The 12910-nt window shown below is 57.1% G+C and carries 11 protein-coding genes and 1 pseudogene; 9 read left to right on the top strand and 3 right to left on the bottom strand.

Going from position 1 to position 12910, the window contains the following annotated elements; translation table 11 throughout:
• Positions 1 to 226: 226 nt before the first annotated feature.
• The 3 genes from HMPREF0908_RS06055 to HMPREF0908_RS06045 all read left to right on the top strand — a co-directional run bounded on the left by HMPREF0908_RS06055 (position 227) and on the right by HMPREF0908_RS06045 (position 3222).
• Positions 227 to 925: a tetratricopeptide repeat protein gene (locus tag HMPREF0908_RS06055; protein ID WP_040572545.1), complete on the top strand. Its 699-nt coding sequence runs from the start codon at positions 227 to 229 to the stop codon at positions 923 to 925.
• A 34-nt stretch (positions 926 to 959) separates the two neighbouring features.
• Positions 960 to 1850 carry a PRC-barrel domain-containing protein gene (locus HMPREF0908_RS06050; protein WP_006690564.1) on the top strand — a complete coding sequence of 297 codons (891 nt, stop codon included), beginning with the start codon at positions 960 to 962 and terminating at the stop codon, positions 1848 to 1850.
• A gap of 103 nt (positions 1851 to 1953) precedes the next feature.
• Positions 1954 to 3222, top strand: a complete 1269-nt coding sequence (locus HMPREF0908_RS06045; protein ID WP_006690563.1) for a pectate lyase family protein — start codon at positions 1954 to 1956, stop codon at positions 3220 to 3222.
• 110 nt (positions 3223 to 3332) lie between these two features.
• Here the strand turns inward: HMPREF0908_RS06045 and HMPREF0908_RS06040 are convergent, their stop codons facing one another.
• Both HMPREF0908_RS06040 and HMPREF0908_RS06035 read right to left on the bottom strand, forming a co-directional pair.
• On the bottom strand, positions 3333 to 3752 hold the full coding sequence (locus tag HMPREF0908_RS06040; RefSeq protein WP_040572596.1) for a pyridoxamine 5'-phosphate oxidase family protein: 420 nt from the start codon (positions 3750 to 3752) through the stop codon (positions 3333 to 3335).
• 96 nt (positions 3753 to 3848) lie between these two features.
• Positions 3849 to 5876: an OPT family oligopeptide transporter gene (locus tag HMPREF0908_RS06035; RefSeq protein ID WP_006690561.1), complete on the bottom strand. Its 2028-nt coding sequence runs from the start codon at positions 5874 to 5876 to the stop codon at positions 3849 to 3851.
• 818 nt (positions 5877 to 6694) lie between these two features.
• Here HMPREF0908_RS06035 and HMPREF0908_RS06030 point away from each other — a divergent pair.
• From HMPREF0908_RS06030 to HMPREF0908_RS10645, 6 genes and pseudogenes are all read left to right on the top strand, one after another.
• Positions 6695 to 6958: a SemiSWEET family transporter gene (locus HMPREF0908_RS06030; protein WP_006690560.1), complete on the top strand. Its 264-nt coding sequence runs from the start codon at positions 6695 to 6697 to the stop codon at positions 6956 to 6958.
• A 37-nt stretch (positions 6959 to 6995) separates the two neighbouring features.
• Positions 6996 to 7763: a cyclase family protein gene (locus tag HMPREF0908_RS06025; RefSeq protein WP_006690559.1), complete on the top strand. Its 768-nt coding sequence runs from the start codon at positions 6996 to 6998 to the stop codon at positions 7761 to 7763.
• 159 nt (positions 7764 to 7922) lie between these two features.
• Positions 7923 to 9008, top strand: a complete 1086-nt coding sequence (gene mqnE / locus HMPREF0908_RS06020; protein ID WP_211204788.1) for an aminofutalosine synthase MqnE — start codon at positions 7923 to 7925, stop codon at positions 9006 to 9008.
• 72 nt (positions 9009 to 9080) lie between these two features.
• A complete protein-coding gene (locus HMPREF0908_RS06015) occupies positions 9081 to 9716 on the top strand; it encodes an LUD domain-containing protein (protein WP_006690557.1) in 636 nt (211 codons plus the stop codon).
• A gap of 76 nt (positions 9717 to 9792) precedes the next feature.
• Complete coding sequence (locus HMPREF0908_RS06010; RefSeq protein WP_006690556.1) at positions 9793 to 10062, top strand: type II toxin-antitoxin system RelB/DinJ family antitoxin; 270 nt, start codon at positions 9793 to 9795, stop codon at positions 10060 to 10062.
• Positions 10062 to 10325 (top strand): annotated as a pseudogene (locus HMPREF0908_RS10645) (Txe/YoeB family addiction module toxin). The gene HMPREF0908_RS06010 and the pseudogene HMPREF0908_RS10645 overlap by 1 nt, the downstream one beginning before the upstream one ends.
• Before the next feature lie 53 nt (positions 10326 to 10378).
• Here HMPREF0908_RS10645 and HMPREF0908_RS06005 read toward each other — a convergent pair.
• Entirely contained in the window at positions 10379 to 12904 is a 2526-nt protein-coding gene (locus tag HMPREF0908_RS06005) for a hypothetical protein (protein ID WP_006690555.1), read from the bottom strand.
• Positions 12905 to 12910: the final 6 nt, after the last annotated feature.

The raw sequence follows: 12910 nt of genomic DNA, 5'->3' as shown, positions 1-12910 counted from the left end.
TGCGCGCATCCGTTGTTGAAGTTCGCGCGCAAACGAATATCACGGTTATTATACTATAAAAATACGCACGAAAAAACCCTCCTGCAAAAAAAGTTTTTATTGTTTTTCACAAAATTTTGGATATGAGAGAAGGATTTTCCCTATTTGCGTCGAAAGCGTCTTAGAGTGACTATATGATATGGGAGATTGCCGTGAAGGGAGAGACCCGCAGGAAGGGGGCACGGCGATGCTGCAAGAGATACAGCGTTCTTCGCTGGTCCTCACCGTTCTCATCAGTGCAGTGCTCGTTGCGGGAGTGATCTTCCTCCTGCCGTCACTGATGCAGACCTACTACTGGCGCATCGCAGGGGCGATCGCGGGAGCAGGGCTTCTCGTTACCCTCTACAATCGCCTGATGGCGGCGCGGGCGCGGCGCCGGACGGAGCATGAGCCGCTCATCCTTGAGAAATGCTGCACCGACACGTGCATGGACACAGCGGATGACGCACCGGTGCGTCTGGATGCGTCTGTGACGATATTGCCGCGCAAAACATCGGTTGAAGAGAACCTGCCTGAGAGCCTGGAGGCTCTGCTGGATATCGCCTATGAGTCGGCTGAGACGGAGCCGCTGCGTGCCGTCGCCGCCTATCGGCGTGCCCTCTCATCCTATCCGAATAACTCATATATGCCGTTTCTCATCATCGAACTCTCTACGCTCTACAAGCGGCTGGGGAACTATGCTGCAGCGCTCGGCCTCCTTGACGAGGCACTGACGCTGCCGATTATTGCAAAGAACGTCGTCATGGTGCAGGAGTTTGAACGCTCCCGCAAAATCCTGCGCGCCGTTTCTGATATGCTCACTGCGCGGGGGACGCCTGCGCTCCCCTTCGGCGATGTGCCGGAGGACGTGCTTGCTGCGGCTGACCGGCAGGCGGACGGGCAATAACACCTGACATTTTTAGTAAAATGGAGGAATACACATGAAGAAAAGCGTTGACATCCTGGGACTTCCTGTCATCAGCATCACAGAGGGCCGTGAGCTCGGCATGAGCAAGACACTCCTCATCGATGCGCCGAACCGTATCGTGGCGGCGATCACGATTGAGGACGAGGACTGGTATCGCGGAGTCAAGCTCATTCCCTATGATAACGTGATTGCCGTCGGCGATGATGCAGTCACCATCAACAACAGTGAGAACATCCTCACGCTCGATGCGGCGGGAGATTTTGAAACCCTGCTCGACGACAACATCCGCGTCATCGGCACAAAGGCGATCACGCGCACGGGTGTCATTCAGGGCAATATCACAGAGATCTACATCGGTGACGACGGCAGCATCGAGAAATGCGAGATCACTGCGCCTGAGGGATCGACATCCGAGGTCACGGCAGATCAGGTCGCGATCTTCGGTAAGGAAGTCACGGTGATCTCCCCGGAAGGTGATGCAGGAAAAAAATCTGACGCAGCGTCTGCACCGGCGGCACCCGCTGTAAAAGAAACCGTGGCAAAGCCCGCTGCGGCTGAGCCGGCTCCTGCACCTGCTGTACCTGAGCCCGCACCGGCACCTGCGGCAGAGGCGCCTGCAGCGGAGGCGCCTGCAGCGGAGGAATCTGCTCCCGAGACTCCCGCAGAGGAACCTGCAGCAGAGCCTGCGGCAGAGGAGGAGTCCACAGCTGACGACGACAAGAATGCAGAGCGTGCAAACGAGGATCGTCATCGCCGCTTCCTCCTCGGCAAGAAGGCGACGCGCACCATCAAGATGGACAACGGCGTCGTCATCGTCGAGGCGGGCGCGGACATCACCGAGGAAGTCCTCCAGAAGGCCAAGCTCGGCAACAAGTTCATCGAACTCTCGATGAGCGCACAGTAACGTTTAGATAAATCTCTAGCACGGTAAGGCTTCTGCCCTGCCGTGTTTTGTTTTTCGGAATAGTCCGCATGCATGGGTAACGGGAATAGGGAAGGATAAAGGTATGAAAAAAGAAATTTCCCTTCTCGCATTTATATGTGCCGCAGCAGTCGGTGGGATGTTGTTGATTGCACAAAATCCATTGGAAAAACCAGATTTTATCCGGGAGGTGCTCGCTAAAAATGATGGATTTGCCGCAGAGGGCAGCGGTACGACCGGCGGGGCTGCTGCCGTAGAGGACAATATCTTCCGCGTGACCAATAGGCAGGAGTTTGTTGCCGCATTGGGGAATCGAAAGAACACGGAACCTAGGATTTTGATGATTTACGGAACGATTGACTTCGATACGGATGCGGATGGCAAGCACCTGACGAAGGAAGATTATATGGCGGAGGGCTATGATTTTCAGCAGTATTTGGAGTCGCATGCGCCGCATAGTAATGCGCCGAAAAGCCGAAAAGAAGAGCAGGAAGAAAAGAGAAAACAATCTCAAAAAAATCAGGAAAAAAACATCATGGTTCATGTCCCCGCCAATACGAGCATCATTGGGATTGAACATGCGAAATTAAAGGGCGTGGATTTAGTCCTCGATGCGGATAACGTTATCATCCGAAATATCATGTTTGAGTCCCCGTATGATTTTTTCCCGTCGTGGGATCCAAACGATGGGCCGGACGGCAGCTGGAATTCCCAGTATGACAGCATTACGATCCGTGGCGGCACGCATATTTGGATCGATCATTGTCATTTCGAGGATGCGCAGCAGCCGACGGAAACGTATTTTCATCGTGAATACGAGCATCGGGACGGTTTGGTCGATATCGTAAATCAGGCGGACGACATCACGATGTCATACAATGTTTTTGAACGGCATAATAAAGCGATTTTGATCGGGAACAGCGATGCAAAAACGGCGGATGACGGGAAACTGAATGTGACGCTGCATCATAACTACTTCCATAATTTGGTTCAGCGTGCACCGAGAGTGAGATTTGGCAAGGTTCACGTGTATAATAATTACTACCAAACGGACGATGAAAACGGCGCATACCGTTATGCGTATTCGTTGGGCGTCGGAAAAAACTCGAAAATATATGCCGAAAATAATGTCGCGGATATCGACGGCGGGACGTATCAAGATTTTGTCAAAGTATTTGGCGGCACGGAGTTTACCGCGGTCAATAATATCTTCAACGACGAGAAAATCGATGCATTTAACGAGCATTTATCCCCGGTCGCGTGGGCGCCCGAGCGATACATAAAAATCGACGATGTGAGTGCGGTGAAAGAAAAAGTTTTACAGCATGCGGGCGTGCTGAAAAATGAAGATTAATTTGTTCCGATTGGAATATGACCTGCCCCCCCAAAGGCCGATCTTCTCATCTAACCTTTGGGGGGCAGGTCATAAAACTTCGTGCGGCAGCCTCGATTGCCGGCCCACTCTCAGAGCCGGATGCGCTCGATATGCTCCATGTCGATGGTGACAACCGCTGTGTTGAGCGAGATTTCGTAGAGGATGAGGTCGTCGCCGACAGCATCAATGGTCTCCTGATAGCGTGGGATCTTTGCGGCAAAGAGTGCCGCGAGATCGTAGACGGTGCGCGCAGACTTCACGGCGCGTCCGCTCGCGCGGACGTGTTCGTTTGTGCCGTTGTGCGGAACGGTAGTGAATGCGATATTCGGATTTGCCGCGATCTCGACGACCTTCTCGTTGTCTTTGAACGTGGCGAAGTAGACGCAGTGTTCCTCGGGGGCATAGTAGAAGTTCACAATGCGGACATGCGGCAGCCCGTCCGTCGTTGTTGCGAGCGCGATCTCGCGCTGTTCGCGCATGATGCGCTCAAATTCGTCCCGTAGATTCATCTCATTCACCTCTTTGATGATGATGCAATATTCTTCGTTTGAAAGAAACGCCATCGGTCATGTTTGCCGATGGCGTTTCCGCTTTTGCGAAAAATTTCATGCTTCCTTTTTCCCGCTCAGCACGACTTTGCTGAAGAGGACGAGAACGCCGAGGAAGACGAGGAGCCCAAGCATCTCGGCAGTGCCGGCAAAGTCGGCACCGACGACGGCGAGAGGGCTTTCGCTGCCGCCGTTCGAGACGGAGATGACGATGATGCCTGCCAGGAGGACGCCGATGATGGACTCACCGACGATGAGCCCCGAGGCAAAGAGCGTGCCGCGCCGCAGACCTGCGCGCTCCGCCTCCTCCCCCTTCGTCTGACGCAGGTGACGGTTGATGAAGTAGCCGAGGACCGCACCGACGACGAGCGGTGTCTGGATGACGGGCGGGAGGTAGATGCCCATACCGACGGCGAGCGGCGGCATGGCGAGATTCTTCGTCGAGCGGCGCAGGAAGAGGTCGATGAGGACGAGCACGATGCCGACCCCGATGCCGATGTAGATGTACTCCCATGCGAGCTTCTGCGAGAAAATTCCCTGAGCGATGGTCGTCATGAGCACTGCCTGCGGTGCGGCGAGTGCCTGCGCGGGATCCATGCCGGCACGCGGCAGCGCGCCCGAGAACCCATACGCCTCATAGAGGAGGTTGAGCACGGGGGCGATGACGAGCGCGCCGATCACGCAGCCGATGAGGAGCGCGACCTGCTGACGCCACGGCGTTGCGCCGACGAGATAGCCGGTCTTGAGATCCTGCATATTGTCATTCGAGATGCAGGCGATTGCGAGGATGATCGACGTGGTAAAGATGGCGGTCGCCGTCGCAAATTTCTCGCCGCCCGGCAGCGCGAAGATGCCGAACATGGAGCACAGCGCGTACATGACGAGCGATGCAACGATGATGCCGAGGATGCCGATGCCCGAGATCGGGCTGGAGGATGTGCCGACGAGACCTGCCATATAGGCGCAGGCGGCGGCAACGAAGAAGCCCATGAGGACGGCGACGCCAACGCCGACGAGAGTGAAGATGATTTTCTGACTGCCCGGGATCTGCTCGGGGCTGACGAAGGCGTAGAAGATCGCGAGCAGTCCGATGACGGTGACGGCAAAGACGAGCCCGACGCTCTTCATCGTCATATCGATGTCCATGCGGTGTAGACCGCGCTCTGCGCTGTCTGCGCGTGCGCCTGCGATGGACTCCTTTACGCCGTCAATGACGGGGCGCGCGAGGCAGAGCAGCGTCCAGATGGCGGCGACACCCATTGCGCCGGCGCCGATGAGGCGCACCTTCTGCTGATAGACGGCACCCGCGAATTTCTGCAGGGTCATGCCGTCGGGGAGGACATCGGTGATGGTGAAGTAGGGGACGAAGCCCGCCCACGCGATGGCGATACCAATCAGCATCGCGAGTCCGCTCGTGATGCCGATGAGGTAGCCCGCACCGACGAGTGCCGACGAGTAGCCGAGCGGGAGCTGGGTCATGCCGCGTCCGACGTGGAACCATGCGGAGAGGCTGCCGCCGAGCACCTGCAGACCATTCGTGAGGAAAGCGATCACGCCCGCAACGGCACTGCCCGAGAGAATCTCCTTCAGTCCAGAGCCGTGCTGCTCGCGGCTGTCCGCATGCGAGCCGACCTTCAGGATCTCCGCCGCAGCGACGCCCTCCGGGTAGGCAAGGTCGCTGTGGACAACCATCGCACGCCGCAGCGGGATGGTGAAGAGGACCCCGAGGCAGCCGCCGCAGGCAGAGACGACGAGCGTCTGCCAGAACTCAAAGTCCTGCCAGTAGCCGATCATGAGCATGCCCGGGATGATGAAGATGATGGCGGACAGCGTACCTGCTGCCGATGCCTGTGTCTGCACCATGTTGTTCTCGAGGATGTTTGCATCCTTTGCCATCTTGAGCACCGCCATCGAGATGACCGCCGCCGGAATGGCGGAGGAGAACGTCAGACCGACCTTGAGGCCGAGGTAGACGTTTGATGCGGTAAAGATGATGGTGAGGATTGCGCCGAGGATCATGCCGCGCACCGTCAGCTCAGGGAGCCGCAGTTCGTGCTGCATGAACTCGTTTTCGGAGTGTGTCATGCCAATACCACCTTACTCAATGAAAAATGAAAAACATCTGTATTATAGCACGTAAATCAAAAATAGCAAAAATAACATATCAATGAGTGCTGATTCGGGACGTGTATGCGTCTGGCACTATCGGCGGCACGTGCAGAGGGCAGAACAAAACCGCCGACGCGCTTTCTCGTCACGCATCGGCGGTTCTGAGGAAAATACGGGAAGTGATAGGTAACTCTTTTCGTTCAAACGATCCATGCTTCATTCCACATCGCCGCTAGCATGAGATGCGGAACTTTCCGGCAAAAACGCTGAGAAACTACCACGACATGTTCTCTGTGCGCACATCCTGCCCCCCCGCTGTCACCGGGGATGTCCTCCTTGTCATGCGCTAATCCATGCCCTCTTGTGCCCACCCCATGCGGGCTGCCGCATTCCCTGCCGCACCTTCGCTCGGCATCCCCGTCCGACCCACCGGGTCGGGGTGCACGGTGCAGACCTTTGCGGCCAGTCAGTAACCCATCGGAATCTCCTCCCAGTCCGTCGTGGACGCTGCGGCTGCTTCCTCACTCAGCCAGCGAGGTGCATCCCGTGTCCCTCTCCAACAACCGTCGGTCAACACGGTGGGAAATCCCCGAAGGAGATACACCATGTGCTTACGGATCACATGGGGGCAGCCTGTCCTGAATCAGCCTGCCACTCTAACATCTCCTTAACTATCCTTAGTATAGTAAAACTTCAGAAGATTGTCAACACCAAAAAAGAATTTAATTTGAAAAAAATGCAAGGCTATGATAATATGCTAAACATATACATTATATAAAAACGGGAGGTAATTTATGAAAAAAAAGAAAATCAATCTTATCGTGGGTTCAATCGGAGCGTTTATCGGTGTTTTTGTGTTTATCACCTATATTCCTCAAATTATCGCTAATTTAGAAGGGGTAAAGGCTCAACCGTGGCAGCCTCTTACCGCTTCGATTTCCTGTCTAATCTGGGTTATTTATGGATGGACGAAAGAGCCAAAAAAGGATTTTATCCTTATCGTCCCGAATTTAATTGGTGTGATTTTAGGCTTTCTGACATTTGTTACAGCCATATAACATATAAATTGGCCTATAGAATAAAGGAGATGGGGATATGGGATATCAGCTGTGGAACGCACTCGAGGAGCTGAAGTCGGACGCGTATGCGTGGGTGGATCTGACGCACCCGCTGAACAACGACAGCCCGTGCTGGGCGGGGATCCCCGAGGGCTCGGTGGAGCTCTCAAAGACGTGCTTTGACTGGGGCAATCCGATGCTCGACTGCCTGATCCAGACGTTCAAGTTCCCGGGGCAGTTCGGAACGCACATCGATTTTCCGGGACATTTCGTGCGCAACCTCCCGCTCGCGGATGCTTTTGGTGCGCGGCACATGCTCTATCCGCTGTGCGTGATCGACGTGACGGAGCAGGTTGCACGCGATGTCCACTATGCGGTGACGGTGGAGGACATCCAGGCGTACGAGGCGAAGTACGGCGCGATTCCGGACGGTGCGTTTGTCGCACTCTATACGGGGTGGAGCAGGCATTGGCCGGATATGGACGCGATCTCCGGCATCGCCGCGGACGGCAGCGAGAACTTCCCGGGCTGGTCGATGGATGCACTGAAGTATATCTACGAGACGCGGAATGCAGCGGCGAACGGACACGAGACGCTCGACACGGATGCCTCGACGGAGGCGGCAAAGGCGGGGGATCTCGCGTGTGAGCGCTATGTCCTCGGCAAGGGGAAGCTGCAGGTCGAGGTGCTGACGAATCTCGACCGCGTGGCGCCGGCAGGGGCGCTGCTCTTCCTCGGGTGGCCGAACATCGAGGGCGCGACGGGGCTGCCCGTACGCGCGCTGGCGATTACGCCGAAAAAATAAGGGAATGACCTGTGGCAGAGGTGCTGCCATCGTCTTCGAGCCGTTTTGCAAAGCCGATACCTACCGGCTTGCAGGCGGCTCCTTTTGCATCTGTGGCAGGACTTTTGCGCTGGGTATCGAATCATAAAGAGATAACTTGTGTGTTTAGGAGACGATGAATTGCAGAGTAAATACCTCGATATTGAGAAGAAAGCAGAGCGCGGAGAGCGGCTGACGTATGAGGACGGCGTGGCGCTCTTTGCCTCGCACGATATCGCGTGGCTCGGTGCGCTCGCCGACCATGTGCGCGCGGAGAAATGCGGCGATATTGTCTACTACAATGTGAACTGCCATGTGAATCTGACGAATATCTGCATGGCGCACTGTAAGTTCTGCGCGTTTGGGCGTGACGCAGAGGATGCGGGCGCCTACGAGATGAGCGCGTCGGAGGCGGTGGCACACGTCGCGGAGGCGATGCGCGACCCGCATCTCGCGGGACTGCACGTCGTGAGCGGGCTGCATCCGACGTGGACGTTTGACGACTATCTCCTGCGTCTGCGCGCGCTGCACGAAGCGTTTCCCTCGCTCTACCTGAAGGGGTTCACGGGCGTGGAGATCACGCATTTTGCAAAGACTTCGGGGCTCTCCGTGCGTGAGGTGCTCCTGCGCCTGCGCGATGCGGGACTGCAGTCCATCGCGGGCGGCGGTGCAGAGATTCTCTCGGACCGCGTGCGCGATGAACTCTGTCCGAATAAGGCGACGGCGGACGAGTGGCTTGCAACGCACCGAACGGCGCACGAACTTGGGATCAAGACGAATGCGTCCATGCTCTACGGACACATCGAGACGCTCGAGGAGCGCGTCGCACACATGATGCGCCTGCGCGACCTGCAGGACGAGACGGGGGGCTTTCAGACGTTCATTCCATTCCCGTTTCTGCCGTCGCATACGGAGCTGGGGAGGACGGTGCGGCAGACGTCGATGTGGGACGATCTGCGGACGATTGCAATCTCGCGCCTCCTGCTCGATAACTTCCGCAACATCAAGGCGTACTGGGTGATGCTGACCGTGCCCGTGGCGCAGGTCGCGCTCGGGTTCGGTGCGAACGACATCGACGGCACCGTGCACAAGGAGACGATTCTCCATGACGCGGGGGCAAAGAGCCCGCGCGCCCTCTCCGAGGATCACATTATCCGCATCATCCGCGAGATCGGCCGCACGCCCGCCGCGTGTGATTCGAACTTTAATATTATTGAGACGTACTGAGGATTTCGCCAATATGTCCCCCGCGAACACCTTGGAATCAGGGGATATGGAGTTGCGAAGGTGGTGGGAACAATGTCCGACACAGCTTATGAGGAGCGCATTGTGCGCACGATGGAGGCGTTCCGCAGGAACCGCTACGATGTCTCGCGCTTCGCGGAGCGCACAGCGGCGGCGGACTATCTCGCTGCGAAGATTCGCGGCAAGCGCGTCGGATTCGGCGACTCCGAGACGCTGCGGGCGCTCTCCCTCTACGAGCGTCTGAGCGTGCATAACGAGGTCATCGATCCGCCGCGTGCGGGGCACGTCGGCGGTATCGAGGCATTCCTCGCCGCAGGGCGCGAGGCACTCATGACGGATATTTTCGTACTCTCGGCGAATGCAATCACTGAGCAGGGGCAGATCCTCAACATGGACGGCGCGGGCAACCGTGTCGCAGGCTCGCTCTTCGGACACGAAAAGACCTACTTCGTCGTCGGCATCAACAAGCTTGTCCCAGACATCGCGGCGGGCATCGACCGCATTCACAACATTGCCGCCCCGCGCAACGCGCACCGCAAGGGCAAGAAAACGCCCTGCGCGAAGGACGGTACGCGCTGCTATGACTGCGCGGCACTGGAGCGCATCTGCAACGCACTGACCATCCACTACAAGAAGATGAGCTACCGCCCGATGGAGCTGGTACTGATCGAGGAGGAACTGGGATTATAGGTGTAAAGCAAATGACACGAAAAAGATTGATATGTCTTTACAAATATGATATTCTACAAAAAAGGAGGCGATTGATATGGCCCAGGCAATGGTGAATTTTCGGATGGATGCAAACCTCAAGAGCGAGATGGAGGAGACCTGTCGCAAGATGGGGTTGACGCTCACATCGGCATTCACGATGTTCGCGGCGAAGGTGACGCAGGATCGCCGAATTCCGTTCGAGGTAACGGCAGAACCCGATCCGTTCTACAGCGAGGAAAACATGGCACGTCTGCGTGCGGCGATTGCGGATGTTGAGGCGGGGCGTAGCACGCTGAAACCGCATGAGCTTATCGAGGTCGACTGATGGAGAAACTGTGGCAGGATGAAGCGTGGGAAGCCTATCTGTACTGACAGACGCAGGATAATAAGACGCTGAAAAAGATCAACCGTCTCATTCAGGATATTGACCGCAACGGTTATCACTGCCAGGGACAGCCCGAACCGCTCAAGGGGGATCTCTCGGGCTTTTGGAGTGTTCACATCGACGAGAAGAATCGCATTGTTTTTCGGATTGTGGATAACCGTATGGAGATTGCACAATGCGGTTCGCACTATCGGGACAAGTAAATAATGACACAGAAAAAGGAGGCGTGCGCCTCCTTTTTCATATGCAGTAAACTCTATTCCTCATCCCTCGGATTCCCGTCCTCGTCCAAGGGAATGTAGACACTCTTCTCCTGCCACGGGTACTGATACGCAAGCGTGACCTGATTGTCAAGCCCGTAGTGTACGGCGGTCAGTGCGCCCGTGCCCGCATCATCGACGCGTTTCAGCCAGCGCCCATCGTCGAGGCGGTCCTTCTGTGTGCGCAGCCACGCAGGATCGCGCTTCGAAAGCCCCGCCTCGTTCATGCGGAAGACAAGCTTTATGGGGGTGCCGTCCACGGTGTAGTGAAAGCTGCAAAATGGCGCATCTCTTTCATAATCCTGCGGATCGGGGCGAAAGAGCTGTTTGAAATAGGCAAGTCCCGCTTCGTTTTTCGTGATGCAGGCGATGGCGCGCTGTTTCTCGTACATTTCTCCATCGGCATCCACACCGTCACGCAGCCCCAGTGTTTTTTCCGATGCCGCCGCCTCCTGCAGTTCCTCATCAAACGTGGGATCGATCCAGTGGCAGGACATCTGCTCGATGGTCGCGCCCTCCTCGATCTCACGCGCAAGCGTTAGGAATTCATGATCGTCCGGCACGAGCGCAAGCCCCTTCTGCACGGCATCAAGTGCCCCGTCACGGTCGCCGAAGTGTGCGCGGAGTTTGCCGAGCTGCAAGTATGTCCACGGATAGTCCGGCTCCGCCTGCGCACCCTTCTCTGCCATGCGGAGCGCATCGCTGAGCCGTCCGCAGTACATGAGGGCGACGGCGTAGCGGTAGTAGTATGTTCCGCAGCCGCGCGCGTTCGCCTCTGCTGCGGGCAGCCACTGCGTTGTGCGGTAGTAGTACTCGTAGGCATCGATATTGTTGCACGCGTACGCATACCACAGCGCGATATTCAGATCGGCACGCGCCTCTTCGCGCGTGAAATTCCCCTTGATCGTTCCGTTCTTGATGTACGATTCCAGATAGTGCAGCATCTTGTAGAAATAGCCCGTCGAGCCGTCGTCCATCGCCTCAAGTTTCCGAACCGCCGCAGGGGAGAGCAGGGAGGATTTCGCGGCGGCGGGGCTTTCCTGCTCCGAGCCGTCCTCCTCCTCCGTACGATCAAAGAGGCTGACGGAATTTGCGTCCCGTCGGAAGGAGTGGAATACCGCCCATGGCAGATCCGTCTGTTCGAGAAAGTCGTTGGCGGCGTCGAGGACGGCGCGCAGATCCCATGCGAGAAAGTCCAGATAGCCGCAGTCTGTACCTGTCGCTCCGCCAAGGAAGGTCACAGCATCCAGCTCCTTGGTATCCCTCTCGATTGCCGTCATGAGCGCGTCGCGAAACGCGAGGGGAGCCTCCGAATCCGTGCGCAGCGCATCCGTCAGCGGATAGGCAAGAAAGCCCGCCGCGATCCCGTCCGCATGGTACATATCCACGAGCGCCGCATCGTTTTCCGTATAGGCGCTGAGAATGGCGGGCAGACGCGTACTGCCTGTGCAGACATCGAACCGCCAGCTCGTATCGGAAATATCCTGCGGCTCGCGTTCGTAGGCGAGATGGGAGTGCTCCAGATAGTCCTCTGCATCGTTGTCGAGAGAAAGCCCCGCTTCCTCCAGGGCCTTTGGCAGATCCGTCAGTAAAATCGGCGGCTCTTCCCGCGGCGCATCGAGGACTTCGAAATCATGGATGAGGCGGATGGAGGCGATTTCGCCGAGTGCCCGATCGACGATTGTGGAGAGCATCCACCATGCGCGGTTCTCGTCCTCTTTCAGGAGCGGCAGGAGCTTTTCGCAGTAGACCGTGAGGGCGATCCCGTCGCCATCGGGCGCGAACCAGACGGCGACATCCGTCATCTCGATGCTGTAGTCGCCCGTGCGCAGGGCACCAAGAAAGGCGGTGCGACCGACGTGGATGTCCCAGTGCTCGCGCACAGAGGCGGGGGCATGGCGCGCGAAATAGACGAGCGGAAAGAGTTTGCAGCGCTCCCCCTCGGGGGTGAGGATGAGCTCATGTTTCTCGCCGCCCTTTCCGAGCTCGAATGAGACATCGTCAAAGGCGATGTGCAGAGCAGAGCTGCACCGCTCGATGAGCTCCTCGCCGTGCTCCGATCCCGCATCCATCAGCGCGCGCAGCTCCGCCTCTATGTTCTCGAACGCCGCCCACGCTTCCTGCACGCGGATGCGGAACGGACGCTGAAAGAGCGGCAGGGAAAGCCCCTTGTGACAATACGCAATCATACTCTTGGTATCCGCATCGCCGGGAAGTGCGGCGAGTGCCGCCTCAAAATGTGGGAGAGCGCGGTCCTCGCGGTCGAGATAGTAGTAGGCGTAGCCCATACGGAAGTTCCAGAGATGATCGCCCGCGAAATAGTTCGCGTGCGGCGCGAGAAGTCCGATCGCCTTTTCAAAATAGGCGCGATCACCCGCGTCCGCCGCATTGTTGTAGGCGCGTGCAAGCTCACTGTCGAGTTCCGGCGTGCGCTCCTCGGCGGGCAGTGCCTCGATCTCCGCAATGATCTTTTGATATTCTTCGTTCTCGTGCCAAACTTGGCACTGTTCGAGTAGTGTCATGAAAAA

It is taken from the genome of Centipeda flueggei ATCC 43531, assembly GCF_000160695.1.
In the GTDB taxonomy this organism is placed as follows: Bacteria; Bacillota; Negativicutes; order Selenomonadales; family Selenomonadaceae; genus Centipeda; species Centipeda flueggei.
Note: the sequence above shows the minus strand (reverse complement) of the source record. Positions and strands in the feature narration are given on the sequence as shown.

Bases quoted from the DNA above. Each gene is read 5' to 3' on its own strand.
- HMPREF0908_RS06055 (WP_040572545.1), top strand. From the start codon at position 227: ATGCTGCAAGAGATACAGCGTTCTTCGCTGGTCCTCACCGTTCTCATC.
- HMPREF0908_RS06050 (WP_006690564.1), top strand. From the start codon at position 960: ATGAAGAAAAGCGTTGACATCCTGGGACTTCCTGTCATCAGCATCACA.
- HMPREF0908_RS06045 (WP_006690563.1), top strand. From the start codon at position 1,954: ATGAAAAAAGAAATTTCCCTTCTCGCATTTATATGTGCCGCAGCAGTC.
- HMPREF0908_RS06040 (WP_040572596.1), bottom strand. From the start codon at position 3,752: ATGAATCTACGGGACGAATTTGAGCGCATCATGCGCGAACAGCGCGAG.
- HMPREF0908_RS06035 (WP_006690561.1), bottom strand. From the start codon at position 5,876: ATGACACACTCCGAAAACGAGTTCATGCAGCACGAACTGCGGCTCCCT.
- HMPREF0908_RS06030 (WP_006690560.1), top strand. From the start codon at position 6,695: ATGAAAAAAAAGAAAATCAATCTTATCGTGGGTTCAATCGGAGCGTTT.
- HMPREF0908_RS06025 (WP_006690559.1), top strand. From the start codon at position 6,996: ATGGGATATCAGCTGTGGAACGCACTCGAGGAGCTGAAGTCGGACGCG.
- HMPREF0908_RS06015 (WP_006690557.1), top strand. From the start codon at position 9,081: ATGTCCGACACAGCTTATGAGGAGCGCATTGTGCGCACGATGGAGGCG.
- HMPREF0908_RS06010 (WP_006690556.1), top strand. From the start codon at position 9,793: ATGGCCCAGGCAATGGTGAATTTTCGGATGGATGCAAACCTCAAGAGC.
- HMPREF0908_RS06005 (WP_006690555.1), bottom strand. From the start codon at position 12,904: ATGACACTACTCGAACAGTGCCAAGTTTGGCACGAGAACGAAGAATAT.